Genomic DNA, 26,444 nt, shown 5'->3' with positions numbered 1-26,444 from the left:
TCCTTTTTCCCTTCTGCCACAGAGTTGTGGTCTCTTACGCCCCGAGCCGATCTCGAGCGCGCGTACGGCTGGCTAATGTCGGAACTCCGAAAGGTTGGAATCCCGATGGATGGCGTTCCGTCGGAAATCTCCGCCCAACCGAATCCGCACGCAGGGCGAGGCACCATAGAAAAGAGATATCTGTCCACATACGGAAGCCTCGAACAACGTAGGGCGTTCATTTCATCGATGGAAGACGCTGTCCGGGGACGGCTGCGCTCTAATTCTACCGTCACTGAACTAGCCGAGCATAAGCAGAGTTACCGATTGAGCCTCTCGACGAGCGACGACGCGGAAGAGGCGCTTATTGCGAGAGCTGTCTTATTGGCAACCGGCCGCTTTGGCCCGCTATTGGTCCAACGAACGGGCTTCCTTCCAAGCCGATTTCGTCGTTTCGAAATTGGCGTTAGAATCGAGCAGCCTACGGGTCAATTTTTTCTAGCTGATCATCCGCAAGTTGATCCGAAGTTCATCTTCACCAGTCCGCGCCGTGACATTGAGTATCGGACGTTCTGTTGCTGCCGCAACGGTGAGATCGTCGCGATTGAGCATGAAGGAATTTTGGCCCTATCTGGCCGTGCCGATGGCAATATGACAGGCATGTCGAACGTCGGATTTCATCTACGAATCCTGGATGAAGCAATGGCTCAGCGATGTCTCAATGGTTTACTTGACCGATTGCGCAGCCCTTCAGCACGAGTTCAAATGGAGTTATCGGACTTCTTGTGTGCGAAGGTTGCGGAGGACACTCCGGTAGGTTCTCAGCTTGGGGCGGGGTTGGCAGCGTTGATGGCCGACGGATTGAGACAACTTGTGGCTCGGTTTGGCGACGCAGCATTCTCGCACGCCGTGATACATTATCCTGCGGTAGAGGGCCTGGGTGGATATCCAATGCTGAGCGACAACCTTCGTGTTCCGGATACCCGCATCTGGGCCGCGGGAGATGTGAATGGCCGTTTTCGCGGTTTAGTTGCTGCGCTGGTAAGCGGCTATTTTTCGGGACTGCAGATTGCACGCGAGATGCGGAGTGTAGAATGAGCCGCGTATCGCCTTTGCCGATAATATTCACGGCGCAATCAAAAACCCATTTCTACTGCAGAGACGCTGTCTGCGAATTTGTCTTCCTTAACGGTGGTGTCCCACTGAATCCCTTCCGAGCGTTCGGATACTTCCTTGCGGACCGCGTATCACGTGATTCTGTCCGACAAGGAAACAACAATCTCATCCGCGTTTCCGACGAGCTTTGGGTGTTTGGGCACCTCATAGCTAACGGGGTTCTCTTTGAAATTCGATACGCTCAATCTTTAGCCAAGCCAATTCGTTTCTTCACGATTGAAAATCGCGCGCGGGAGATACGTGAGATCTCGATTACGGATTTGAAGTTCGAACCCGAAATTCATTCTACCGGCGCGACCAAGGAAGATTTGTTCGCTCAGATCTCAGAATATCAATCCAGTCATCCAAGCAAAGAGACCACTGCGAAGCAGCTGTCCTTTCTTGATAGGCTGGAGGAGTAGAATGGCGCTTGACCAGCCGATTTATCTGCACTTCTTAGACCGGGAGCTTTGGGAATCCCTCAGACTTAAACCAGATCGCGATGTTATCGCTCGCAGTCTTCGGGTCCTTCTGCTCGGCTGTGACGAGCCTCTGTATTGTGGCCTATCGTTGCTATGGGAAAATCCAGCTCTCCGCGACTCTTCGAGCTCAATAACCAAGTTCGTTCTGAAACTGGTGGAGTGTGGAGCGATTGAGGCGGTCAGCCAACATCCAACAGTCGAAGAGTTCATCGAAACGAGGCGAGAGCTCTACAATCATGATCGATCGCGATATCCGCTTTACTATACTATCAAACGTCCAGCTGGATGGGGCGGTCCAAAGGCAACGAGGGTCAAAACATCCAGCGCTACGAATTATCTTGCAGGCCGGATCGATGACTGGGCGCGCGGTGGGACCGAACAAATGCTCAGCGGTCGCGAGGCGCCTTCAAAGCTACGACGAGCGGTTAGGAAGGCGATCACCGAGCGTGACGACCGTGCAATAACATTTGCCCTCTTCCGGTCGTATCTGGGCTCCGCAGGCATCGACGGCGTCACTGCGGAATTCGAGGTGCGAAGGCAAATATCTCGCGGGTATACAGCGCACTATATGACGTACGCGTCTGGAGGCATCGCCACTGGGATCGGCCCTTTATCTTACTTTGACTCTTTATCCAAGGCATTCCCTGACCATGATGTCGGGGTGCTTGAATTTCTATTGTCGCTCAGTGGCATGAGCCAGGCCGTTGCGGAGCCATTTGAGTTGAATGAGCTGAAATGGCTACATTTGGCCGCAAGACGCCACGAGGACCTCCTGTTCCATCAGGTTTGCAGAAACTTGAGGGTTATAAGCAGGACAATGCATTTTTTTGCGAGAGACGAATTAAAGGCGGCACAAAGCAACGATAGCGATTTGTTTGGGTTGCGAACGGCCGTCATGCTGTCGATGAGGCGCTTTCTGAGCGGAGATGTTGGAAGCAAAATCGCGACCGACGATTACATACACACGTTATTCGTTGGGTCGAATTTACTTTTGAGATCTGTAGAAAACTGCCGAGAACTTCGGCGAGCATATGAGATGGCAATGGAAACAATTGGCAAGGGAGCGCCGCGACTGCTGATAGCAACGGCGACCGCGATCGAAAGAGACGCCGTGTTGCAGATGGCTAAGCAATACACGGGGGCTGATCCGATTCTTATTTTTGGGTCTCGCCGCAGTTATTATAGGCTCGGCGGCGTGGGCGGAGTTGATCTGTTTCTCGTCCAATCGGAAATGGGTTCGCTGAGTCCCGGAGCATCGCATAGTACAATTGCCGACGCACTGGATGAGCTTCATCCGGTCGGTGTCATTATGGTCGGCATTGCATTCGGGGTGAATGAGAAGCGACAAAGTATCGGAGAAATCATAATTGCTAAGGAATTGCAGAGCTACGAGATGGCTCGGGTTGGGACTGGTGCTCGCGGGCGCAAGGTCACCTTGACACGAGGCTATCGTGTGCATTCGTCGTCATCCATGTTGAGTCGCTTACGGGCGGCCGAGGTTGGATGGACTGGAAAGAAAGTGCGAGTTGGGCTTCTATTGACCGGCGAGAAGCTCGTTGACAATGTGGACTTCCGCCAGGAGATTTTGTCTGTATCGCCTGAGGCTGACGGTGGAGAGATGGAAGGGGGTGGGCTGTACGCTGCGGCAGCTGATCGAAAGGTGGACTGGATTGTTGTAAAAGCGATCTGTGACTGGGCTGACGGCAACAAAAGTAAAAATAAAAAGCAAAGGCAGGAATTGGCCGCATCAGAAGCCGTAGGTTTTGTACTTAGGGCAATACAGCAAGGTGGTTTTCAGAACTTGAACATCTCTAGCAAGCATCTTTAAGAACCAGCCAGTTTGGCGAGTCTGGTTTCGAGGTCATTTGCTAGTGTATGGCTTCGGTGCAGTGTTAGCGAGAACAATCCGCTCGATAAAGGTGCTGCGGCGGATAGTGGTGAATGCATCCCTTGCGCTTTGTGCGCAGTGAGTAGGCTTCTGAAGTTTATAAACCCCGAACGGATGACAATGCTGTCAATCGCGCAAATTCGCCGCCTCGTGCTTTACTTCGACCGGATTGACTCAAACTTAGTGCAGGGACTTGCCGAGCCGGTACCTGCCGATGAGCGTGAAATTACTCGCCGGCTCCATAGACTGCTTGATGAACGTGACAGCTGGAGCAGCGAGGATGACGTGCTGAAAGAGTGGCAAGGTTCTGACTTGGCATTGAGGTTCGCCATTGAAATGAGGTTGCACCCAACTGGTTGGGAAGATGACGTCACTTATTCTGACTACGGGATTGTGCTGTCGTTCGAGGATGAAGTTCTTGGTCGGCCTCCGCAAACTACGGCTTACCTTGTTCAAGCGAAACGGCTTTACGACAATCCCGCCGGACCGCGCTACGATCTACGATCTTCATTCGATGGGGGCGATGAGGAGCAGCGAATAAAGCACCACTATTTGGCAGCCCAGCTGGGCGAGGATGCTGTCAAGTTTGGCGCGTACTGTCCCAGGCTGCCAATCTTTGATCCATCGGCCATCAAAGCAATCCTTCAGTTGCATCAGGAGAACGCGAGCGCGCTGTACACTGGGACACCGTTCGGTCTCGAGCTCCAGCGGCAGGTAAGTGATGGGGCGCCGGATGCCTCGGATGCGGGTTTCTGGATTTTGCCTATATCACCAAGGCTACGGAGGGCCGTTGATCTTCATCGAACAGCCTTTCTCAGCAATCTGCCCTTCGGATGGTTTGTCGTTGCAAACCTCTGGATGCTGGCTACTGCGGGAAACGTGCCGCCAGACCCACTCTACTCAGTTCGAATTCCACATGTGATTCCGTGGCTAGACCGGCGCACACCTTACGGAATTGGACTGAATTTCGGCCAGAGCGACGAGGTTCGTACCCTCACCGTTGGTCTTGCGAAAGGAGATGAGAGCGCAGCGGAAGAACTGGTTAGGCGATCGGAGGGCACAGTACCTAAAAGTCGTTTTCGGCCAGCCGCCACTCTTGAGATACGAATAATCCGCGCACCCGCGCCCGATCTGCACCCACGGTTTGATTATGGTAGGGATGACGACGCGCGTTCTCTCCGGATGTGAGAGGAATTGCATGCCAAGTGGTGGCCACGTAGTCGAATCTGCGGGCTACTCAGTGATAAACGCTCAAGCAGTGGACAGCGCTTCTCTTAGCCATCTAGCGTCCGGTAAGTTGTGATATCAGATGCGAACACGCATGGAGGATACGTGATGAAAGAGCCTGGATTAGACGGTCGACACCGAGACAAAGCGTCCCCAAAGACTGGACGCATACAGCAAAAACGAAGTGATACTCTGAACAAGAATCTGTCGAAGCCGATCCCGCAATTCTCCCCCAACGCAACGCTCGGCACGATGCGCAAAAGAACCGGAGAGGTCAGCGAGGCGGCGGTCAGAAAAGCGGCGACCAAGATGAAGGACTAGCGCAGTAAGTTGCTGGCCGTTTTGGCGCTTTCTTCCTTCCCGTTTAGCATAGCTTCGTGCCAAAACCGCGCAATGCAGTATGTCGATGGAAGCTCAGCCGACCTTCGTGCGCTGGTCGAGCGGGATTTCGGCCCATGCCCGGATGGGCAGCTTACTAATCGACAAGTGCTTGACTGGATGCACTATCGTGCTCGGTTGATTCCTGTTCGTCCTCGGACAGTGAAGCTGTCGCCCGAGATTTTGGCTCAGATGGCCGGTTAGGTCTGCCGATAAGATTAGGTCTCAAACTTGAAGCAGATTGTTTGGCAATCTATGAAAAGACGCGAGGTGTAGAGTTCGCGAGGTTTAGTCCATTTGAGTAAGCGTGCGATGCCGCGAGGGTAACTTCGAACCAAAGCTCGTCAATTAGTGCTTAGTCTCTGTTCAGTGCCTTCTTGAGTGTCTCTACCATGTCATTGGGGAGCCGAAGCGCTAGCTGTCCGCCGCCTTCTATCTTGATCCGTAGTAGCGCGAAGCCATCCGCACGTTGAATTGCTAGGTTTTCTACCGTCGCTGCTGGCGCGTACCGGCTGTCGCCGAAGAGTCTGCCGCCAGCCGTCAACAGGAACGAAACTGTTTCAAATATCACCGGCTCATCGAGCGCCAGGGTGAATTGTTTGCCGCCTAGTCCTTCGAAAGCCAAATGGGCGGTATTATCAGGACCGTCTTTCCAGGATACGGGCCTTAATACCGGTATCATTGGGATTGCGCTCGCATCATTCTCGTCGAGCAAGTAGACAAGCGGGCCATCATTCTCGACTTTCATTGTGGTGTTTCCGAGTGACGACCTTCTATCCATGGGCCAAAGTTCTAATCCCATTCCTCGCGGGCCGCCTAAGCCCATGTAGAAAAACGTGTGAGGGTGCTCCATCAGGCTCAGAAAGTCTTTTCTCGGAGGCCGTTTCGGTTCTTGGCCGGCTTGTCGAGCGTAAGAATAGTCCTTGGCATACTTGGCAGTGTGCCAAGCCAAGATATCGGCGGCCTGCAACAGGCGAACGTCGCTCTTGGATGCGAACGTGAGGGAATCTTTTGGGCGCTTAATTGTTTTGGCGATGTAGTTGTAGCCGTTGGTCCTATCTCGGTGCCCCTGCTCGAAGACGTAAGCGATGTTGCCCTCTGCGCGATTCACATGCAGGAAATTCTGGACCGCAAGGGCGCATGCGTGAGCGCAATCGCTATAGACGTCCGGCGCATCCCGAAGAGGATGATAGGTGTCAGACTTCGCAATTATGGAGAAGCCCTCGATCGTATAGGTCTTTATCAGCGCGATCAGCCGTTTGACTAAATCGATGCGGTCGTCCACGCTCATATCAGCATAGAATTCGTTGCCATGTGCGCAATCGACCATGTGGAAGAACGGAATTTTGTACTCATCTAGGACGTCCTTCCATTCCCGGTCCATTGCCTCAGCGGCTTCAATACCAATGAAATAGCCAGAGATGCAGAAAATGCCGGGGGGCGTATCGAAGTCGCCGCTCTCGTCAAAATATCCTTTAGCTAAAAACATAATCCGCGCCTGCGCGTTTCGGAGACGTCCAATAGGTCGACCGCCACTAATCCTAATTACGACGAGAGAACCCTGAATTGGCTCGAGAAGGTGTTGGTCGCCGTATTTCAAGGCCGCACAAAGGCATTAGGTGATCGCGCCACTCGGTGCGGCCGACACGTAGACAAGCTAATCGTGCTTATCTGTAAGAGCCGGTGGTAGGCCCGCCTTACCAAGCCGCGCCGCGTTAAGCGCTAAGTTTACATTACTTAATCGCCCGCAATTCTCTCTCGGCCGGGCGGCTCTCAGGGCCAGCCAGGTTCCAAATCAGGCCCTCGAGCTCATCCAAAGGTAAATTTAGGTTCTTTGCGATGTCGTTTTTGGTAGTTCGCTCAGTCCACAGATGCGTAAGCACCTTCCGCCAAATGGCTGAAGTCTCCCGTTGAACGCCGTTCGGCTCTCCGTCGCGGAAACCTAACTTGCCCAAGTCCATGATGATCGATTTGTAACGCCAGTCTGACAGCATGCCCAAGGCGTGAAGGCGATATGAGAGAGCCATCGCGGAGACACGCCATCTGGACTTCGCCCGCAGGATCGACTGCGTCGAAATTGGTCTTTGAACTTGGGCTCGCACATCCCTTGAAGGCATCAAAAATGCGGACGCGAAGCCGTTGGCCTCCCGTTCGGCAGCTCTCGATTCTTTAGGGTCGCCATGCTTGTGCATTACGAGATGGCCAAGCTCGTGCGCGGAATCAAAAATGCTGCTTTCCGCCGTCTTGAAGTTGTTCAAGAAGATATAAGGCGTGTTATCTCGCCAGAACGAGAATGCATTGACCGATGCGGTGTTCTCGGCAAGCGAAAAAATTCGCACTCCTTTAGTTTCCAGGAGAGCCAGCATACTGGTTATTGGGCGTTCTCCTAGTCCCCAATACTGGCGAAGGGCCGCTGCAGCGGAATCTGGTTCAGTCTCATAACTAAGATCTATCAAACTTGGCTGAGGAAGCTGGAATCGCTCTTCTACCCAAGCGTTCAATTGCAAGCCCATCGCGCCAGCGGCAATAGCCGCATCACGCTCCTTCGCGCTCATTTTGGTGAAGCTGCGAAAGCTGACGGCACCGGTGTCAATTTCCTCCGGATCGCGGTCGAGAAAAAATTCGCGCGGAAAAACCAAAGCCTCAGCTAGTTTGTCGAGCGTTGCGGCATCGGGCGCATTGGTACCCTTTTCCAGCCGAGATATTGTTAACTCGGCTAGTCCGGTTTTTTCTGCGAGCGCTCGCGCTGTCAGCCTTCGGCGCATTCGCGCAAGGCTGAGCCTCTTAGGATTGAACATCTACCTACTCAGAGCTTGCGCGCGATCTGCGGATCAAATTCGACGGGCGCATCGGGCGTATCTTGCAGGAGCCCAGTCGCATGATCGTCAGTTCCGTAGGATAGATAGATACGTTCGATCATCGCCGTGAAGCCACCGCCCCTGACGACGGGCCTCGATAGTTCAACCGCCCCATTCTCATCGACCATAAGGTAGAAGAATTGCCATTCTCCACTGGGACGCGGCGCATACTGCGGAAGGTCCTCGAACAATCCAGGCCCAGATGCACGCTCGACACCGCTGCCCTTCTTCGTTCTTGGTTGAGGCTTATGGAAATCCACGCAGGCAAGATCGACATTACAGAAACTTGCCACCAGTTTGAGTCTGTCGTTCCGGATCGTTTCTACGCCATTGGTCCGGTCCACTCGCCAATCGGCTCCGACGAAGCGGTGTCGGAGCGCCCAAATCCCGTGGTGATATGAGAACGTGCCGGGTGCGTTGGCGGCATGGAAAGCCGTCGCATTAGCCCTTTCATGCACGGCAATATCGCGAACCTCTAGCAACTTATTCTTGGGGAGAGTTAACTCCTGCAACCTAGGCGTCACTTCCCACGGCTCGCGCAGTATGATGGCCTGAACTACGTCCATGGAGCACCTGGTGTTGATTTTTCAGACCAACAAGTAGGTGATAAAAATCAACAATGCAAGCATTGTCGCTCTGAAACCCACAAGAAACTGAGTTGTTCCCGTCTTGGGAATTATTAATTGATCCCGCGCTGGGAACATGCTATGGCAATGAACGTAATAGCAAGAAAGGCCCTCAAAGCCTTTTGGGAACAATACCCTCAAGCAGAGACTCCTTTGGGAACCTGGTACGAAATCGTATCCAAAGGGGATTGGGGAGGCCCAGCAGATCTGAAGACGGCATTTGGGAACAATGTGGACTTTGTTGGAGACAATCGAGCCATTTTCGATATCGGCGGCAACAAGTATCGCCTCGTGGTTCATTTCTCCTACCGGTTCAAAACCGGCCTCATCAAGTTTGTCGGCACCCACGAAGAATACAACGGAATAAACGCGGAGACTGTGTGATGATGGATGTAAAGCCTCTCCACAACGAACAGGATTACGACTGGGCGATTCGCGAAGTAACCCGTTATTTCGAGGCAGAGCCCACTCCAGGCACGCCCGATGGTGATCGTTTCGAAGTTCTTTCCTCACTCATCAAAGAGTACGAGGATGGGCATTTTTCCACGCCTCACGGCGATCCGGTAGACGTTCTCCATTTTGCGATTGAGTCTATGGACAAATCTCAAGCCGAACTCGGTAATCTGATCGGGCGCAATCGCGCATCCGAAGTACTGAACCGAATTCGTCCTCTAACGCTAGAAATGATCCGCACCATTAGCAAGGAGTGGAGCATTCCGATTGGCGCCCTGACGGCCCAGTACGAATTGGCGCGCGCGTACGCCTAAACGTTTTTCGACCCGCGCCACGCGCGGGCCGATTTCTTCATTGTGCCAAATCCTATTTGCCCCAACGCTTTCTTGCGGCCTCTTTCGCGATCTCTTTTCGGCGCTTGGCCGATAAACCCTCAGCTCTGGCTTTGCCGCCAAGGCGACCAAGCGCCATCGCGGCGGCATTCTTGCCGTCTTCTGTGTTAATGTCCTCTATCTCACCGGTGGCGATCTTGCCGATCACGTCGCCGGCGCGCTTCTCGCCCTTCGGACCGCGCGGCATCAATCTAGCCCCGCCACCTTATGCTTCTCAATGAATAGCTCTAGTTGCTCCTTGAGTTGGACCGTTTCGTCCTTATCCGCCATCAAAGTCGCCTGGTTTAGAAACATCACCTTCTGCATGTCTGAGAGTATATCCCAGTGCACTGCCAGTGAAGCGCCGAGACGGCGTACCAGACCCTCGTCTGAGGGATCATATCTGATGTGGCGGGCCTTGATGGTAGGCATTGCGGTCTCCATTGTGTTTGGTTCGGGACGCTAATGCTTAGCGCTAAGCTGCACAAGGGAGATGGCAGGGTGAATTGACCGGGACGGATAGCATTAGAGTAGCTCGAGCTCGGCCCTACCCGAGGACCTGACGGTGAATCATCATGGGCTGATCTATCGCTCCCAGACCCTCTCTAAAATCTGCCCAAAGGGGGCGCGAGCTATGATCTAAAGAGTGAATAATTCAAAGCCAGGACAAGATGCTTCACTAACTCCTCCGGATCGGAGAGCTGCGGCTTTCTTGGCCTCCGCTAGAAGACTGTTGCAGGTTCGAGCGACCTAAGCGCGCCGCTTATTCCAGTTCAAAGATCCAGGGAAATCCGAAAGAGGCCGTCGTTGCCGGTACCATTCGGGCTTGCCTTGCAGGCCAGATCTAGAAGCGTCATCGCCCTAGGCCAAGCGGCGCAACCATTGCCAGCGCTCATGAAGGCTGAATCTACTAATCAAGGATACTGGCAGAAGAACAGACAACGAGCACACGGCTGCCGCGCGTCATCGCCACGTACAGGTGGTTATGGTCCATGGCTTCGGGATTCAAGATTACGGCTACATCCGCTTCTAAGCCCTTTAGCAGTAGCGTGCTGCCAACAGTGCGCTTTGCTAGCGGTCTGCCAATGAGCCGGGATTCTTCCCGAACCTGAACTGCCGCGTCGTAAATCGAGGGCCCAGCCGCTGCCCCACACAGCTGAAACATCTTGTGACATCCCCGTAGCAGTGGCGGCCGATGAGCACGCACGCCTCCGTCTTTGTTGATGGCACTCAGTAGGGTCGACGCTGCGGGATAGCTGGGCTTGGCAGCGAACGCCAAGGCTGCCTGCTCGGTCTCACTTGGATTCTTCCTGGCCTTGCCGGACTGAAGACCGCGGACGCGGGTGAGTAGGTCATCTGCTCCCACATTCACCATGACTTGAGAAGCGAATTGAATAAGGCGATAGAGAGCGTTGCTCGCGCTCAGATCGAATGTGCGCGCAAACTCCACAAGGTCACGCAGGTCCACGCTTTCGGCAACGACAGCGCCGGGAGTTTGCCTCGCGAAGCGCCGTTGTTCCGTCGGTTTGGTGGAGTCGGCCATAATGAGAACCGATCCATCGGCAGTCGGCGCCTTAGTCAAACATGCCTTGAGGCGCAGTGCGTGATCGTCAGAGCCGTCGAGTGCAATGTGAATTACGTTCTTCGGCGCTGACGCTAAATCAATGCTGCCGCCGGCTAGGAGCGTCTTGCGAGCACCGAGCAGCCATTGTCCAAACGCCGCCTCTCCGGCATTGATCCAGCGCCACGGTTTCTTCAGCTCGCCCGCATCACCGAAGCTGGCAAGGACATCGTTGTCCCAGTCGACGAGCGCGTTGCCCTTGAATCCGAAGATTGCTTGCATGGGATCGCCCAGGACGCAACAGCGTAGTGGGTCGGCAAGATAGACCACCATCTTATGTTGGACCTGCGAACAGTCCTGGTATTCATCGACAAACAGCCGGTCATACGTTGCTGATAGAATTTCATCGAGATGCTCGTCATTGAGCAGATTTACCGCAGCGTCGCGAATCGCCGGATAGTCAGTTGCGGGCTGAGTTAGCTCAAGTATTGTGGGGTCATGTCCACTACGCTTCGGAAACATCGATATCAGCCGCATGGCGAAGCCGTCGAGCGTTGCCAAGCGATACTTTGATGGCGTAACGCGCGCGCGGTCAAGCCGGCCTCGAAGCGCGGCCACACCAGCATTCGTATGTGTAAGGACGAGAACAGGCTTGCGCCCTTCATGCCGCGACAAAGCGCTCGCAATTAGTTGTGTCTTGCCGCAACCCGCAGGAGCAGTAACCGCGCCTTTCTCAATGCTAAGGAGATCGATTTCAGGATCGGCCATCTTCGATCCACGAGAACAAGCCGTCGACAATTGTGCGAAACTCTGCGTCGCACTTCGGCAAGGCTGGCCCTACAATCTCCCGGCCGCAATACTCCATTGCCGTCACGTTTTTAAACCACGCAGCGCTTTTTGTCGCGCAAGCCTTCCTCAGACAGGCTCGGACATCCTTCGTGATGCCCGCTCGACAATCCTTAAGGGCCAGTTTTCCAACAGAGGCGGATTTGATGTGCTCCCCGACCAAATCCTCGCCATGCAATGTTACTGCATATTCGAGCAGCTTCATCACAGCATCGGCGGGGAGTGCGTCGAACAGCTCGTCTTCAAGCGCACGGCCATCGCGCCATTTAAAAATTGTTCCGACGACCCTGACGAACATGCCTTCTGCCGTTTTGTCGGGTTGCACGTCATCGTCCCGCAAGACGTTCGTGCGGTAGCCCAGGCTGCGGAATGCCTTGGCACGCGGATAAATGTTGTTACAACCCTTGGCGTCGACAAGCGCGAGCCCAAGTGCCTCCAGAGTAACTTTGCCTTTTGACTCCCGGAACTGATCGATGCCGCGCACAAGACCTACCTCGCTTGCGCCCTCGCACACCAAAACCGATGAGCTGAGCAGTGCCTCTGGGAACATCCGAACTGTGCCTTGAATGGCAGCTTTCGATCCCACGAGTGTAGCTTTATGGCCATCTTTGCCACGCCGAAGTACTGTCAGCTGATTCGCCGACAATTCTCGGACCACTACGGGCGAATGCGTCGTCAGGAATCCTTGCAGGGGCGGCTGCTCTTCCTTCGAACCGATGGAGTGCAGGAGGCGGATGAGCCTATGCGGCTCTAGTCCATGCTCTACCTCGTCAATCAAAATGACGGTTGCATCTTTGGCCGCCTTGCGCTGCAGGCCAGCCACCAGCAGTCGTGCCGAGCCAGTGCCTAGTCCACGGAGGGGAACGCCATCTTCGTTGTGAAGAGCGATCGTGCCGCCACTAAATGAGACGGAATGGGCGTCAAGCAGCGCCTGCGGATCCGCGCCAATGTTGATTCCCAAGTCGCGGGCGGTGTCGCCAACGATCCTGAGCGTCTCGGAAAGCTGCTTTCCAGCGATGTCGCCAAAGGTAGCTCGGGCCTGCCTCGCGGCTTCGGCCATAGCGCCAGAAGTCTCCGCCTTTTCATCCGAAAGCTTAGTCAACACCGAACCACGTCGCCACGCCAAATCGTTCTCCGCGTAGGCGCCGATCCGAGTAGCGCAAAGCCTGATACGGTCACTCCATGTGAGAAACCGGGCCTGGCCCTGTGCCTCGGCGCGCTCCGACACCAGTGTCCATATCGGTTCAAGGTCGCTCTTGACGCTCAGGTTTAAGGTGAGAACTGTCTCGGCACCGTAGTCCGGTTCGTCGTCAATCACGCCTGTTTCGAGATTGAATGATCGCAAATAGTGACCATAAGTCTCTATGCTCTTAAGACCATCATCCAGTTCACCGATGGTGATCGAGATGGAAATTGGCTCGGTGACATCAAGGCCGTGGAAATCAACGTCCGAGAACGAGAGGTTACGCCGCGCGCCAAGACAGAAGTCAATCGCGTTAAGGACAGTTGACTTGCCCGCATCCCCGGGACCGATGAGGCAATTTAGTCCCTCGGCCGGTCGCCATGTGAATGTCTTCAGGCTACGAAAATTTCGGATGTCGATGACGCGAATGCGGGCCAAGGTTTCAACAGCTCGATTAAGGGAATCTGATAATAGTACAGTTCAACAGCCTTCGCTTGCCATAGAAAGAGGAGCCTGTGAATTACACCGTCGAGTATGTTGTAAAGTGCTGCCGCAGCCCGCAGGCGCAATCATCGCTTCTTGAGAGGTCCATCTCGCAAATATGCCTTCGGGTCAGAAACGGTTCGTGCAGTTCGGCCATCTCCGACAGGATGGCGTCGGCCGATTGTCCGGAAGTCGAAACTTTGCGGTCCTGCCTACTTGGGCATGCCGAGTTGACCTTCCTACCTCGATCAAGGGACCAGTGATCGTCGAAGCGCTCCGCGGTAGCTGACTATTCCGAGCGCATTATCGCAATCCATCGATGCGGTTAGCTCGTCGTTTAATTCCGCCCTTGGATATGTTTTGAGAGGGAGCTCAACCCTCATCTCTTAGGTTGCGGGGCTCACGCACATCTCGACAGGGTCCGTTGAGGAGGATTGGATGTTTCTGGCTTATGACGAAAGCCGGGTAGTGTCTCAGTTTGAATTAGGAGAGGGCCGAAATCGCCAGCCATATGGCCCATCCCAAAGCTGTTGAAAAGCTGAATAAGAAGATAGCTCTGGTGGAACTGATACTGATGAAGCGATGCTTCCTGTCCCCTGTATTCTGATGGATCGGTTGAAATCCAAGGTCCGAGCGGATCTTCTCTTTGATAGCGAGAGCAGCGTAACGATCTTGATTGATGTTACGCAGATGGAGCGTGAGCAGGGCTAGGAAACCCAAGCCGTAACACTGAACCACTAAGGCAAACACGGTGCCCGTATTCGCATGGACTACGCCAACCGCGACGCCTGCCACGAGCATAGATAATCCAAATTCTTGGACCATGATTTGCTCACGATAGCGGTACTCGTGTCCGACTTCCTTCAATTCTTCGATCTTTAAAAGAATATCGTTTTCAAGGGGCATTAGTCGTTCCCGCAAAAATGATATGCTTCGGTAGCATAGACAATTGAGGCTCAATCCTATCGCGTGTCGGTAATGAGCTGACAGAGGGGCGCGCCCACTCCCCCTTTTTGTCCACCCAAGGGTGCCGAGCGAGCTACCCGACCTGTTGACTAAATGTGTGCTGCGATCCAGCGAGCGCAGTCGAGCAAATGCAGATCGCTTCCTTTCCTCGCTACGATCTGAAGACCCAGTGGTAAATTATTGGATCCATTGCCCGCAGGAATCGTGACACAGGGTACGTGTAGGGCGGTCCAAACGTAATTGAAGCTGGAATCACCTGTTTCGGTTAACCCTTCGGGCGCTTCGCCAGTGGCGGCTGGCGTAATGAGGACATCGAAATCGCCCAGGTCGTCCGAGAATCTCTGACGGAGGCCAGAGACGCTCTTGATTGCTTCCGCATATTGTTCAGAGCCGATCTGCGACCCGGCCTTAAGCTGTGAGCGCAAGGCGTCGCTTATCTGAACCGCGTGCGACTGTGTTTCCCAAGCAAGCGCCTGGTTAGCTTCGTAATTGAGTACGGTTGGGAAGGCAGAACTCAAGTCCTCGTATTCGGCCGGCAAATCGTAGTCCGCAACAATTGCGCCGGCTCGAGAGAGAGAAACAGCGATGCGATCGAGCATTTCCCGCACCGCGGCGGATGCCTTCGGCCAGATGAATGTTTTGGCTACGCCGATCCGCGGTAGCCTGTCGATGGTATTGCTTCGGATCTCAGTGTTGAGCCCAAGCATCGCAGTAAACAACAGTCGGCAATCATCTACATCTCGCGCGAGGATTCCAACCGTATCGAGACTGTCCGCTGGGCACTTCGTGCCAGCTCGCGGAAGAACTCCAAATGTTGGCTTGAAACCGACCACTCCGCAATAGGCCGCGGGCTTGATGATGCTGCCCATCGCTTGCGTTCCGAGCGCCAAGGGAAAGAAGAAATCCGCCACTCCCGCTGCCGATCCGCTGCTCGATCCACCCGGAGTGTGCCGGGCGTTGTGAGGATTGGTCGTTGGCCCGGGTGTTCGAATAGCGAACTCCGCTGTGACCGTCTTGCCCAGGACCAGAGCACCCGCACGCTTGGCTCGAATGACCGAGGCGGCGTCCGCTTTTGGTCTCCAGTTGTCCCAAATCGGCGAACCGTATGCCGTGGGCATATCCGCTGTATCAAATATGTCCTTTATGCCAAGTGGAATGCCTCCCAGCGGACCCTCAAGGGGAACGACATCGGCAATTGCTTCTGGATCGAAATACGAAAACGCCCTGACGATGTGATCCCTGTCAGCTATCCGCTGGAGGCAAGATTCGAGGAGATCTCGAGCGGAAAGGCGGCCGCTCCGCATTCGCTGCACCGCTTCTACAGCGCTTAACGTGCACGGGTCCATCATCGTCCTTTCGTTCGTCGACGCGGACGGCTCACTTCCCGGCCACTTCTCGTGCGGGAGTACGTCTCAAAAGCGAAATTCCGTAAATCGACTCGGCGGTATACTGCGTGTCGGAGGTCAACGAGTTAGAGGAGCGGTTATCAGTCGACCGTAAGGCAAAGCTATGAAATATGAATTCCTGATCGCAGATGTCTTTAGCAAAGGTGCGTTCGGCGGCAACCAACTAGCCGTTCTCCCCAATGCCGCGGGCCTGTCAACGGATGGGATGCAAACTCTGGCCCAGGAATTCAACTTCGCCGAAACGGCCTTTGTTTATCGGCTTGTGGCGCCAGCGAACGCATTTCACGTCCGTATCTTTACGCCGAAAGCGGAGGTGCCTTTCGCAGGTCACCCGACCATCGGTACCGCTTGCGCGCTGGCTATGCTCGACGGACTTGAACCGGGTAGCAAGCGAGAGCTTGTCCTGAAGGAAGATATTGGATCCTTGAGAGTGAGTGTAGAGAACAAGGCCGGCATACTTTACGGCACTCTGATTATTCCAGGGAACTTGCAAACTACGCCGGATGTGCCCGCAAACGAAGCTCTTGCTGAGATACTCATGCTGGACGTTGCCAGTGTACGGTCTGGCTTCTTCGCAAGCGTCGGACTACCGTTCTGCTTTGTCCATCTCGCCAGCGATACAGTGGTGGATCGGGCGCAGCTTGATCGCGCGAGCTGGAATCGAACGAGTCCAACGCTTTGGTCGTCCAACATCTTCTTGTTCTCGGGTGAAGTGTCGAATGGGTCTAAATTGTACGCGCGGATGTTCGCGCCAGCACTCGGGATTGAAGAAGATGCAGCAACGGGCAGCGCCTGCGCGGCGCTGGTAGGCTATTTGGCAACGCAAGATGAAAGGCGCGAGGGGACCTATGGCTTACAAATCCTGCAAGGAGTGGCGATGGGTCGACCAAGCACGATTGAGGTGGTCGCTCAAAAGAAAGATGCGGTTGTTAGTTCCATTACGGTAGGTGGCTACGCGATCTGTGTAGCGGCCGGCGAAATCGAAGTCCCTTGCGGCCTCCTCGTTTCCTAAAGGGCGCAACGCGCAGACGTAATCGCCAGGATCAGGAAATGACGGACGCGCCCGCCATGGGGCCGTTTGAGACCCGGCCATGCCGTTTCCATGATCGCGATGTTCTGGCTGCCGCTCCATATCAACGGCACGAGATCTCAGTCGATTGATCGCCTTGCGAACTTCGATCCCAATCTAGCGGCACGTGGCTATTTATACCGCGAGGTGTATTGGACAAATTCAGTCGCGAAACTAAGGCTTTGTCCTGCAGCTAGGCAGAGCGGCGCCTTTGAAATCGCGCCCCGGTGCATGCGTTGACGACAAAGGTGACTGAACTCAATGATCGAGCTTTACTACTGGCCAACGCCGAACGGTCATAAGGTCACGATTCTCCTCGAGGAGTTGGGCCTGCCATACACGATCGTGCCGATCAACATATTCGCCGGTGAGCAGTTCGATCCGGAGTTTCTGAAGATCTCACCCAACAACCGCATGCCAGCGATCGTGGATACTGTGCCGACGGGATCGGCCAACCCAATTTCCATTTTCGAATCGGGCGCAATCCTGCTCTACCTGGCGACCAAGTCGGGAAGCTTTCTGCCCGAAGACGTACAAGAGCGCTTCAGAGTGCTCCAATGGCTATTCTGGCAGGTCGGAGGATTGGGACCGATGGCGGGCCAGGCTCACCACTTCCGTACTTACGCTGTCGACAAGATACCATACTCGATTGATCGCTACACGAATGAAGTCAATCGCCTTTATGGGGTCATGGAGCGTGGATTGGCCGGGCGCAAATTTCTCGCTGGCGATTATTCAATCGCGGATATGGCTTGCTACCCCTGGATAGTTCCGCACAAGCGACAGGGACAAACGATATCCGAGTTCCCCAATGTCGAGGCGTGGTTCAAATTGATGTCCGAGCGACCTGCGGTCCAACGAGCGTATGCGCTCAGCCACAAATACGACTCCGAGGATCCAGGCGTGGAAACCGCAGAACAGCGCGGCATACTCTTTGGCCAAACCGCATCGGCCATTTGTGCTGCATCGGACGATCAACGGTTGAAGCCGCAAGTCGGAAAAGATTCAACCGCGAGGTAAACCCGCGGTCGATCTCGTAGAGGTGTTACTATTGCCTCTGTGGTGCCCAGGAGATCGCGCGTGCAAGCATTTGCATGTCTACGTTTCCACCGGTCGTAAGAACTAAGGTGGACTTTCCTTTGCAGTCGACGGCACCTGAGATTAGTGCCGCGAGGGCGGCAGATCCGCCCGGCTCGGTTACCATCTTGAAGCGCGTTGCGGCAAAGTGCATTGCCTCTAAGACGTCACCATCGGTCACGCTCACACCGCGAGCTCCGTTCTTTATCAAAATCGGCAACGTAAGGTTACCGGGGCTCGGCGAGAGAATAGCGTCGCAGATCGACCCTTCTCTCAACTCGTTGGTTTCCTTCTTCCCGGAAGCTAGCGACCTAGCCATGTCATCGAAGTCTGCAGGCTCGGCCGTTACGAAGTCTAGGTCTGGAAATTTGTTCTTCAAAACGAGGATACATCCGGTAGACAGGCCGCCTCCGCCGCAACAAACGACGGCCTGATCGATATGGGTAACGCCGTTCGCATCTAATTGCTGGACAGCTTCGACGGCCGCGGTGCCTTGCCCGGCAATGATGTAAGGGTCGTCATAGGGCGGGACGATGATCGATCCCCGATCGTTTGCAATGCGATTCATAATTGCGTAGCGGTCCTCGGTGAGGCGATCAAACAAAATGACCTCGGCGCCTCGCTTGCGAACCGCCGAAAGTTTGATCTCGGGTACGTTTTTTGGAACTATCACCACCACGGGCACCCCGAAGTGGGCGCCTGCCTCCGCCAATGCCAGAGCATGATTACCCGATGAGAACGCCACGACACCTTGTTTGCGTTCGTCCGGTGTCAATAACGAAAGCCGATGGGTGGCCCCCCGAAACTTGAATGAGCCAGTGCGCTGAAAGTTCTCGGCTTTGATGTAAACGTGACCACCAACACGTTCGTCAAGGTCGCTATTAGTTAAAATCGGGGTTCTTGTGACCAGGGCGCGGATCGAGTGCAGAGCCCGGTTGATAGTATCGAGATTTATGGCAAGTTCGCTCATCGTCTGTCGCGGCCCAACTAATTTTGGTGAGTTCTCTGGGCTTTATGGTAGATGCTCGATCGAAATGGGCGGTATACTTTCAGGTGTACTGTGCCGAGCGCTTAAGTGGATCTTCGCGTCGCGTAAACGCGCCGGCCGAATCGGTGATTGCTGCGCTCGAGGCCGCCCATCGATCAAGCTCGTGTTCGTGGTTCATTGCGTGCTGACGCCATACATAAGCCGCGGCACATCTAAAGCGTTGAGGCTCGCGTCACGACCGGTTTATAGATTGCCGGGTGACAACTTGCGCGTGAAGATTTCTCTGATACGGTACAAGTAGCTGTAAGCTTTCCATCTCCGAGAATTTTCGGCCAACCTTATGTCAGGTCTCTTTCGCGACATTCAGAGCTACTTTGATGGGAAGCACGGCGGCAAGTACCTCGCCATTCTTCTTCGTGAGCTTGCTCGCCACGAGCCGCAATCATTTCGAGCAATCCTGCAATTGGCAAGAGAGAAGACAAGACACGCAAGTTTTGCCGCCCTAGCAAAGGAGCCTACTGGTGTAGTTCGTTCACCACCGCCTGTCAGGGAATTCAGGTTCGATCCCGAGAGGGGTGCGAAATCTCCGCGTGCTGATCTCGCTTTGCTTCATGCAGAAGGGAACGCTGCTGCACTTTTCGAGATAAAGGATTTCGATAACAAGAACGCTACCAATCTCGATCAACTGAACCGATACCTAAAGTGTGCGGCGAGAGGAGTGGTGTTCATCCATATTAGCCGCTTCCACCCAGAAGCAGAAGAATACGCAGCCCTGATCGCGGCTCAGCGTAGAGGGGATCCCGTAGTTTCATTACGCTTTCGGGATCTGCACGCTGTGATGCCAACGACGCATTCACCTGTCGCGGAAATGTTGCGCTCCTACCTGGAGGATATCAACGTGGGCATCTACAAGCAGCCCGAACCAAAAGCTCTGATCCTGCTGCTCCAGCAACTTCTTGGCTTCCGGCATTCAAACGGCATGGGTACACATCAGAGTGACGAATCTCTGGCAAAAGTGCCTGAAACGCTGCGCACGCTTTACGACAATGTTGAATATCTTGGTGAGTTGGTTCGCAACAAAAATCAGGCATTGATCCAGCGTCGGTTCTCGCGTCGTCTCTTTGTCCAGCCTTGGTTCGCACACGATCGCCTCCGCAAGGCCTTGCGGGAAAGTGGAAGTGAGGTCGCCGAGCTTCCAGGCGGTGCCGGGAAGTACGTCGAGCGCGGAGTTGTTTTTGTTGAGGCCTGGGGAAGACTTCAGCCATCCAAGCAATACGTCTGCGTCGGGCAAGCAGTTGAGATCAGAACTGGCGATAAAAAGATGCACCCCTTCATGTATGCGTATTTCACCGGGCCAGACTTTGGCGCAGGAGGAGACGGCACTTATGAAGAGAGTGAGTATTTGGCCAAATTTCCGACCGAAGAGAGCGCCGAGAAGCTGCTCAGAGGCGTTTTACGCGAGTCAGTGAAGAGCGCTCGAGCCCTTGCAGGAGGATCCAACCGGAAGGTCCTGAACAGCTTCAATCCACTCAGTTAGAGCAGTGCGGGGGTTTGCGCGAATTATCGAGCGGATCGGAGTACGGCGAGCTCAGTCATACTGCTTGTTCAACAATCTTTCACTCTATTGTTGCGGTCAACTGCTCACATCAACGACGGCGAAGAATGTACCAAGACTTGAACGATCGTTCTGCGAAGCCATTGCATCGAGATTTCTTCGACCGAGACGCGCACATTGTTGCTGAGGAGTTGATTGGGGTCACCTTGCTGTTTGACGGTATCGGCGGTGTTATCGTCGAAACCGAGGCATACGACGAAACTGATGCCGCATCGCATTGCTTCGACGGATGGCGATCGGCGATCAATCAATCGATCTATCTCCCTGGAGGGCACGCATACGTGTGTCCCGGCCGTCATCTCTACAATCTAAATCTTGTCTGTCGGGAGTCGAATTTTGGTAGTGCGGTGCTGATCAGGGCAATACGCCCGTTGCCCGAAAGCATCTTAGTCATGAAGGAGCGGCGAGATCATTTTTACGAGAACGAACCTCCGGCTATAAATCGCTATCTATGTGCTGGACCGGGGCCGGTGTGCGAGGCGCTCGCGATTGTGGGAAAGCACGATGGCATGTCCCTGTTCGAGCGACCTTTCGAATTGTTCGCGCGTTCGGTGAGACCGAAAATTCGCTCTGGACGGAGAATTCGGATAAGCAAGAACCAAGCGTGCAACTGGCGCTTCTGCTCGGTCGAGTCGCCATCCTATGTAAGTCGATAAAACGGAGCTTCCGAACCGCTGTTTATCTTGGAACTGTGACCCAAGTGGTTTGCCTCCTCCAGTCAGGAAGCGGTCCGTGACGAAGCATTTCCTCCCTCGACGCAGATCTGTCTTGCCCTCCAACAGTCGCCGCCTCGTCAAAGGTTCCAAGGCGCTCCTGGCATTCGAGAATTTGTCGAGCCGGATTCTCGCAATAAACGAAGGCGCTTCGCAAACGAGCTTTGGCAAGGCCGGACCGGGCGACTATTAAGCCAACCGCTTTGAAAACGCGTGAGCAAGGGCTTCACCGCCTGCCGACAAACGGGCGGATGCGCCGCCGAGCACCCGTTGTGGCAATGATCCAAGAGGAGTTCGCCGCAAACAGTTTGGACTTCGCTCGTCTTAAACTGTCAGTCGTGGCGTGTCGCATAGTCGACCTAGCCCACCCTCGTCGCTGATCTCGATCTGGAAGACTTCGGACAAGCCCGTCCTTCCAGACGATGTTAGTTGAAGTGCACGGCTGCCCGATACACGTTGGAGCCATCCGAGCTCGAACAGACGATCCAAAATCCGAGCTCCGACAAGTCCCTTGAGATGATAACGGCGCTCGCTCCAGTCAAGACAAGGCTGGCAGAAAATTCGCCGAGTCCGCGGTCCCGGATCAGCGCCGAACGCGGAAAGGAAGCGCTCGCCCGAAGAGGTGACCTCACCGCCCTCATCGGTAAGCACGATGTGCCCCATGGTCACAAGTGCATCGGCAACAGCGACTCCTACCTGGCCAGCCAGGTGATCGTAGCAACTTCGGGCAAAACAGATCGCATCTTCGTTTGATGAGCGCGGCCGACGGCGGGGTGGCACCTCTATTGCGGCGACGACCTTGATGCTCTCCAGCATTGTCGCAACCAGCGGCGACGCGATGCGGTAGTAGCTGAAGCGGCGCTTGCGAGTGACCGTTAAGAGCCGTGCGGCAACCAGCTTGCTCAGATGGTCGCTCGCGGTCGAGCGAGAGACATTAGCGCAGTAAGCAAGCTCTGTAGCCGTTAGCGACCGGCCGTCCATAAGGGCGTTGAGCATCGTCGCTCGTGCGGTGTCACCCACGAGAGCCGCCACTTCCACCAGATTTGCCGCCGCGACCATGCCCAACCCTATCGCTGGTGCCGGAAGCACATCAATCGAAAACAGTTCGGCATGGGCCGAACTGTTCGCGAGAGACAGCGAAAGCCCGAGCAGGGAATATGATCCTCCCGGAGTCAAAAACTCATGTTGATCCGCGCCCTTTATCTCGAGCCGACAGATATCATTTCTGCTGTGGTTTGCTGCCTGTTCGCCGCCGGCCTCCTAAAGGGAACGATCGGGGTCGGCATGCCGGTCGTAGCGCTGCCGCTGCTGTCGCTGTTCATCGACATTAAGTCAGCGGCCATGCTACTCAGCATGCCTTTGATCCTCAGTAACTTGCCGCAGGCGCTGGAGGGCGGAAAGACTGTACGATGTCTCATGCAATTGATGCCGGTGATTATCGGCATGATCCCAGGCCTCTTCCTTGGAGTTCGCGTCCTACTCGCGCTCGATGCGAACGTTACCAAGGTTGTCGCGGGTCTGGGGCTTATGGGTGCCGGCAGCATGACGCTGCTCTCGCCGAAGCTGCGGCTTCAGCCTCGCCTCGTTTTACCAGCCGGCGTCACATTCGGATTCCTCGGCGGGGTTCTGGGAGGCGTCGCAGCGATGCCAGGACCCCTTGTTTTCATATTTCTGCTTGCAAAGGGACTGCGCGGAGGGGCGTTTACAAAGGAAGCCTCGCTGTATCTCGTCGTTTCCGCCGGGTTGTTAGCAATTCTCCTGACGGCCAGCCGCCAATTCAGTTGGCCTGACGTTTTAGTCTCGACGGCTGCGATGTTGCCAGTCATGCCCGGCATGTACGCCGGGCGACATATGCGCGATAGAATTGCGCCTGAGACATTCAGAAAGCTGGTGTTGATCGCGGTCATTGCCTCGGGCGCCGAGTTGCTGCGACATGGTTTCTTCAGTTGACGTGCCTGCCGGTGCCGCTGCGGTGATTCGGCGGCCCGGTGTGACCCTAGCGACCGGTCGGCGACAATGTCGCGCAAATTCGGAGAATGGCGCACCCGGCACGATGCTCCACCTTCGGAGGCGGCTTTATCCGGCTGAGCGACGGGAGCATCTCCATTGGTTATGCGATGCTTACATGGAATCTCCCGCCAAATTTTGACCCATAGCAATGAGCCTGCCAAGCTGCGATGTGCATCTTAGGTCGTTTCAGTGGTAAGGGCGGCAAGAATGTCAGGGCATTGGCACTTCACCGCCGTTACCCGACAAAATCCTCAATCGGTAAGCACGAGCAGATTAAGACACGGTCGCCAAAGGCATTGTCGACGCGCCCAACCGGGCTCCAGTATTTGTCAACGCGGGAGCTGCCCGCGGGGAAGCAGCCTTCGGTACGCGTATAAGGTCGATGCCAAGCTTCATCCGAGATATCGTGCACGGTGTGCGGGGCGCGGCGCAGCGGCGACGCTTCGATGTTCCAGCGGCCGTTCTCGACCTCCGCAATCTCGCTGCGGATCGCGATCATGGCGTCGCAGAAGCGATCGATCTCGAACTTCGATTCTGATTCCGTCGGCTCGATCATCAGCGTGCCCGCCACCGGGAAGCTCATGGTCGGCGCGTGGAAGCCGTAGTCGATCAGCCGCTTGGCAATGTCGTCCACGGTGACGCCGCTGGTCGTCTTCAGCCCACGCGGGTCGACGATGCACTCATGCGCGACACGGCCGCGCTCGTTGCGATACAGCACCGGGAAGTGCGGCTGCAGCCGTGCGGCGATGTAATTGGCATTGAGAATCGCAACCTCGGTGGCGCGCGTCAGCCCTTCGCCGCCCATCATCAGGATGTAGATGTAGGAGATGGTCAGGATCGACGCCGAGCCGAACGGCGCGGCCGAGACCGGGCCGATGGCGTGTGCAACCGTACCGTCAGTCGAGGGATGGCCGGGCAGATAGGGCGCAAGATGCGCCTTGACGCCGATCGGGCCCATGCCGGGGCCGCCGCCGCCATGCGGGATGCAGAAGGTCTTGTGCAGATTGAGATGGCTGACGTCGGCGCCGTAATCGCCGGGCCGCGACAGCCCGACCTGCGCATTCATGTTGGCGCCGTCGAGATAGACCTGTCCGCCATGCGCGTGCACGATGTCGCAGATCTCGCTGATATGCTCCTCGAACACGCCGTGGGTCGACGGATAGGTGATCATGACAGCGGCGAGATTGGCCGAATGCTTCTCGGCCTTGGCGCGGAGATCATTGACGTCGACGTCGCCGCGCGCATCGCACGCCACCACCACGACCTCCATGCCGACCATCGCGGCGGAGGCCGGATTGGTGCCGTGCGCAGAGGAGGGGATCAGGCACACCTTGCGGTGCGGCTCGCCGCGCGCGAGGTGGTAACCCCGGATCGCAAGCAACCCGGCATATTCGCCCTGCGCGCCGGAATTCGGCTGCAGCGAGACCGCATCATAACCGGTGATGTCGCACAGCCACTGCTCCAGCCGCTGGAACAGCGCGTGATAGCCCTTGGCCTGATCCGCAGGCGCGAACGGATGCAGATTGCCGAACGCCGGCCAGGTCAACGGAATCATCTCGGTGGTGGCGTTGAGCTTCATGGTGCAGGAGCCGAGCGGGATCATCGCGCGATCGAGCGCGAGGTCACGGTCGCTGAGCTTGCGCATGTAACGCAGCAGCTCGGTCTCCGAGCGGTGGGTGTTGAACACCGGATGGGTGAGGAAGGCGCTGCTCCGCCGCAGCTCCTTCGGCAGCGCCTCGCGCGCGGCCGCCTCGATCTCGGCATAGCTGAGCTTGCCGCCAAACACGCGCCACACCGCCTCGACGGTCTCCGGCGTCGTGGTCTCGTCGAGCGCAATGCCGAGCGTGGAGCTGCCGATCCGCAGGTTGATCCGCTCCGCCTGCGCGCGGGTCACGAGCTCGATCTGCTTCGCACCGGCCTCGATGGTCACGGTGTCGAAGAACGCTTCGCTCACAGGCGCAAAGCCGAGCTTGCGCAGGCCCGCCGCCAGCACGGTGGCGCGGCGATGCACGCTGCGCGCGATATGGGTCAGGCCCTCGGGGCCGTGATAGACCGCATACATCGAGGCGATCACGGCCAGCAGCACCTGCGCGGTGCAGATGTTGGAGGTCGCCTTCTCGCGGCGGATATGCTGCTCGCGGGTCTGCAGCGCGAGACGATAGGCGGGTGCCCCGCGCGAATCCACCGAGAGCCCGACAATGCGGCCGGGCAGCGAGCGCTTCAGCGTGTCGCGCACCGCCATGTAGGCGGCGTGCGGTCCGCCATAGCCCATCGGCACGCCCAACCGCTGCGCCGAGCCTATGGCAATGTCGGCACCGAGCTCGCCGGGCGAGGTGAGCAGCGTCAGCGACAGTAAGTCTGCCGCGACGATCGCCAGCGCACCCTTGGCGCGCAGCGAGGCGATCGCCGGCCGCAGATCGCGCACCGCGCCGGACGTGCCCGGATATTGCAGCAGGGCGCCGATCACTTCGGCCTTGTCGAGCTCGGTCAGGGGATCGCCGACCATCAGCGCCCAGCCCAGAGGTGCTGCACGTGTGCGCATCACCGCCAGCGTCTGCGGATGAACTTCCTTGTCGACGAAGAACACTTTCGCCTTCACCTGCGAATGGCGCTCGGCGAGCGCCATCGCTTCCGCCGCGGCGGTCGCCTCGTCGAGCAGCGAGGCGTTGGCGACGTCGAGCCCGGTGAGGTCGCAGATCATGGTCTGGAAGTTGAAAAGCGCTTCGAGCCGGCCCTGGCTGATCTCCGGCTGATACGGCGTGTAGGCGGTGTACCAGGCCGGGTTCTCCAGGATGTTGCGCTGGATCACCGCGGGCAAAATGGTGCCGGAATAGCCCTGGCCGATCAGCGAGGTGAACACCTGGTTCTGGGCGGCGAGCTCGCCCATATGGGCGAGCGCCTCGGTCTCGCTCAGCGCGCGGCCGAGATCGAGCGGCGCCTTCTGGCGGATCGACGCCGGCAGCGTCTCGTTCATCAGCGCCTGCAGGCTCGCGGCGCCGACCGTCTCCAGCATCGCGTTGATGTCGCGCGGGGACGGTCCGATGTGGCGGCGGACGAAATCGGTGGCGGCTTCGTTGATCGGCTTGAAGGGCGCGTTCATGGGCTTATCC

23 protein-coding genes are annotated in these 26,444 nt (G+C 56.1%); 11 read left to right on the top strand and 12 right to left on the bottom strand.

What is annotated here, in order from left to right; genetic code table 11:
• Window positions 1-306 precede the first annotated feature (306 nt).
• The 4 genes from ACVINW_RS07435 to ACVINW_RS07420 all read left to right on the top strand — a co-directional run bounded on the left by ACVINW_RS07435 (window position 307) and on the right by ACVINW_RS07420 (window position 4,692).
• Window positions 307-1,077 carry a hypothetical protein gene (locus ACVINW_RS07435; RefSeq protein ID WP_456756604.1) on the top strand — a complete coding sequence of 257 codons (771 nt, stop codon included), beginning with the start codon at window positions 307-309 and terminating at the stop codon, window positions 1,075-1,077.
• The gene (locus ACVINW_RS07430) at window positions 1,074-1,556 is read left to right on the top strand and encodes a DUF7768 domain-containing protein (RefSeq protein ID WP_456750696.1); all 483 of its coding nucleotides are present in this window, start codon (window positions 1,074-1,076) and stop codon (window positions 1,554-1,556) included. Before ACVINW_RS07435 ends, ACVINW_RS07430 begins: the two co-directional genes overlap by 4 nt.
• A 1-nt stretch (window position 1,557) precedes the next feature.
• Window positions 1,558-3,444 carry a 5'-methylthioadenosine/S-adenosylhomocysteine nucleosidase family protein gene (locus ACVINW_RS07425; RefSeq protein WP_456750695.1) on the top strand — a complete coding sequence of 629 codons (1,887 nt, stop codon included), beginning with the start codon at window positions 1,558-1,560 and terminating at the stop codon, window positions 3,442-3,444.
• Between the two features lie 180 nt (window positions 3,445-3,624).
• Complete coding sequence (locus ACVINW_RS07420) at window positions 3,625-4,692, top strand: hypothetical protein (protein ID WP_456750694.1); 1,068 nt, start codon at window positions 3,625-3,627, stop codon at window positions 4,690-4,692.
• A gap of 772 nt (window positions 4,693-5,464) precedes the next feature.
• Here the strand turns inward: ACVINW_RS07420 and ACVINW_RS07415 are convergent.
• The 3 genes from ACVINW_RS07415 to ACVINW_RS07405 form a co-directional block, all read right to left on the bottom strand.
• Window positions 5,465-6,598, bottom strand: coding sequence for a DUF3800 domain-containing protein (locus ACVINW_RS07415; protein ID WP_456750693.1), 1,134 nt, complete (start codon window positions 6,596-6,598; stop codon window positions 5,465-5,467).
• 244 nt (window positions 6,599-6,842) lie between these two features.
• Window positions 6,843-7,907 carry a helix-turn-helix domain-containing protein gene (locus tag ACVINW_RS07410; protein ID WP_456750692.1) on the bottom strand — a complete coding sequence of 355 codons (1,065 nt, stop codon included), beginning with the start codon at window positions 7,905-7,907 and terminating at the stop codon, window positions 6,843-6,845.
• A gap of 8 nt (window positions 7,908-7,915) precedes the next feature.
• A complete protein-coding gene (locus tag ACVINW_RS07405; protein ID WP_456750691.1) occupies window positions 7,916-8,533 on the bottom strand; it encodes a hypothetical protein in 618 nt (205 codons plus the stop codon).
• Between the two features lie 147 nt (window positions 8,534-8,680).
• On the opposite strand from ACVINW_RS07405, the gene ACVINW_RS07400 reads away from it, so the two are divergent.
• Window positions 8,681-8,977, top strand: a complete 297-nt coding sequence (locus ACVINW_RS07400; RefSeq protein ID WP_456756331.1) for a type II toxin-antitoxin system HigB family toxin — start codon at window positions 8,681-8,683, stop codon at window positions 8,975-8,977.
• A complete protein-coding gene (locus tag ACVINW_RS07395; RefSeq protein ID WP_456750690.1) occupies window positions 8,977-9,360 on the top strand; it encodes a helix-turn-helix domain-containing protein in 384 nt (127 codons plus the stop codon). Before ACVINW_RS07400 ends, ACVINW_RS07395 begins: the two co-directional genes overlap by 1 nt.
• Before the next feature lie 52 nt (window positions 9,361-9,412).
• Here ACVINW_RS07395 and ACVINW_RS07390 read toward each other — a convergent pair whose 3' ends face one another.
• The 6 genes from ACVINW_RS07390 to ACVINW_RS07365 form a co-directional block, all read right to left on the bottom strand.
• Complete coding sequence (locus ACVINW_RS07390) at window positions 9,413-9,625, bottom strand: RNA-binding protein (RefSeq protein ID WP_456750689.1); 213 nt, start codon at window positions 9,623-9,625, stop codon at window positions 9,413-9,415.
• Entirely contained in the window at window positions 9,625-9,849 is a 225-nt protein-coding gene (locus ACVINW_RS07385) for a hypothetical protein (RefSeq protein WP_456750688.1), read from the bottom strand. Before ACVINW_RS07385 ends, ACVINW_RS07390 begins: the two co-directional genes overlap by 1 nt.
• A gap of 478 nt (window positions 9,850-10,327) precedes the next feature.
• On the bottom strand, window positions 10,328-11,746 hold the full coding sequence (locus tag ACVINW_RS07380; RefSeq protein ID WP_456750687.1) for a UvrD-helicase domain-containing protein: 1,419 nt from the start codon (window positions 11,744-11,746) through the stop codon (window positions 10,328-10,330).
• A complete protein-coding gene (locus ACVINW_RS07375; RefSeq protein WP_456750686.1) occupies window positions 11,733-13,445 on the bottom strand; it encodes an ATP-dependent nuclease in 1,713 nt (570 codons plus the stop codon). Before ACVINW_RS07375 ends, ACVINW_RS07380 begins: the two co-directional genes overlap by 14 nt.
• Before the next feature lie 528 nt (window positions 13,446-13,973).
• On the bottom strand, window positions 13,974-14,396 hold the full coding sequence (locus tag ACVINW_RS07370; protein ID WP_456750685.1) for a hypothetical protein: 423 nt from the start codon (window positions 14,394-14,396) through the stop codon (window positions 13,974-13,976).
• Window positions 14,397-14,545: 149 nt separating this feature from the next.
• The gene (locus ACVINW_RS07365; RefSeq protein ID WP_456750684.1) at window positions 14,546-15,805 is read right to left on the bottom strand and encodes an amidase; all 1,260 of its coding nucleotides are present in this window, start codon (window positions 15,803-15,805) and stop codon (window positions 14,546-14,548) included.
• A 160-nt stretch (window positions 15,806-15,965) separates the two neighbouring features.
• On the opposite strand from ACVINW_RS07365, the gene ACVINW_RS07360 reads away from it, so the two are divergent.
• On the top strand, window positions 15,966-16,874 hold the full coding sequence (locus tag ACVINW_RS07360) for a PhzF family phenazine biosynthesis protein (RefSeq protein WP_456750683.1): 909 nt from the start codon (window positions 15,966-15,968) through the stop codon (window positions 16,872-16,874).
• Between the two features lie 318 nt (window positions 16,875-17,192).
• Window positions 17,193-17,951, top strand: coding sequence for a glutathione S-transferase N-terminal domain-containing protein (locus ACVINW_RS07355; protein ID WP_456750682.1), 759 nt, complete (start codon window positions 17,193-17,195; stop codon window positions 17,949-17,951).
• Between the two features lie 28 nt (window positions 17,952-17,979).
• Here the strand turns inward: ACVINW_RS07355 and ACVINW_RS07350 are convergent, their stop codons facing one another.
• Complete coding sequence (locus ACVINW_RS07350; protein ID WP_456750681.1) at window positions 17,980-18,978, bottom strand: threonine ammonia-lyase; 999 nt, start codon at window positions 18,976-18,978, stop codon at window positions 17,980-17,982.
• A 358-nt stretch (window positions 18,979-19,336) separates the two neighbouring features.
• Between ACVINW_RS07350 and ACVINW_RS07345 the strand changes: the two genes are divergently transcribed.
• Both ACVINW_RS07345 and ACVINW_RS07340 read left to right on the top strand, forming a co-directional pair.
• Window positions 19,337-20,533, top strand: a complete 1,197-nt coding sequence (locus tag ACVINW_RS07345; RefSeq protein WP_456750680.1) for a hypothetical protein — start codon at window positions 19,337-19,339, stop codon at window positions 20,531-20,533.
• 125 nt (window positions 20,534-20,658) lie between these two features.
• A complete protein-coding gene (locus ACVINW_RS07340; RefSeq protein WP_456750679.1) occupies window positions 20,659-21,267 on the top strand; it encodes a DNA-3-methyladenine glycosylase in 609 nt (202 codons plus the stop codon).
• A 381-nt stretch (window positions 21,268-21,648) separates the two neighbouring features.
• Here ACVINW_RS07340 and ACVINW_RS07335 read toward each other — a convergent pair whose 3' ends face one another.
• Window positions 21,649-22,383: an ArsR/SmtB family transcription factor gene (locus tag ACVINW_RS07335; protein ID WP_456750678.1), complete on the bottom strand. Its 735-nt coding sequence runs from the start codon at window positions 22,381-22,383 to the stop codon at window positions 21,649-21,651.
• 123 nt (window positions 22,384-22,506) lie between these two features.
• Here ACVINW_RS07335 and ACVINW_RS07330 point away from each other — a divergent pair, with 123 nt between their 5' ends.
• The gene (locus tag ACVINW_RS07330) at window positions 22,507-23,274 is read left to right on the top strand and encodes a sulfite exporter TauE/SafE family protein (RefSeq protein WP_456750677.1); all 768 of its coding nucleotides are present in this window, start codon (window positions 22,507-22,509) and stop codon (window positions 23,272-23,274) included.
• A 295-nt stretch (window positions 23,275-23,569) separates the two neighbouring features.
• Here the strand turns inward: ACVINW_RS07330 and gcvP are convergent, their stop codons facing one another.
• Window positions 23,570-26,434, bottom strand: coding sequence for an aminomethyl-transferring glycine dehydrogenase (gene gcvP, locus ACVINW_RS07325; protein WP_456750676.1), 2,865 nt, complete (start codon window positions 26,432-26,434; stop codon window positions 23,570-23,572).
• Window positions 26,435-26,444: the final 10 nt, after the last annotated feature.

The organism is Bradyrhizobium sp. USDA 4461 (assembly GCF_054055655.1).
Note: the sequence above shows the minus strand (reverse complement) of the source record. Positions and strands in the feature narration are given on the sequence as shown.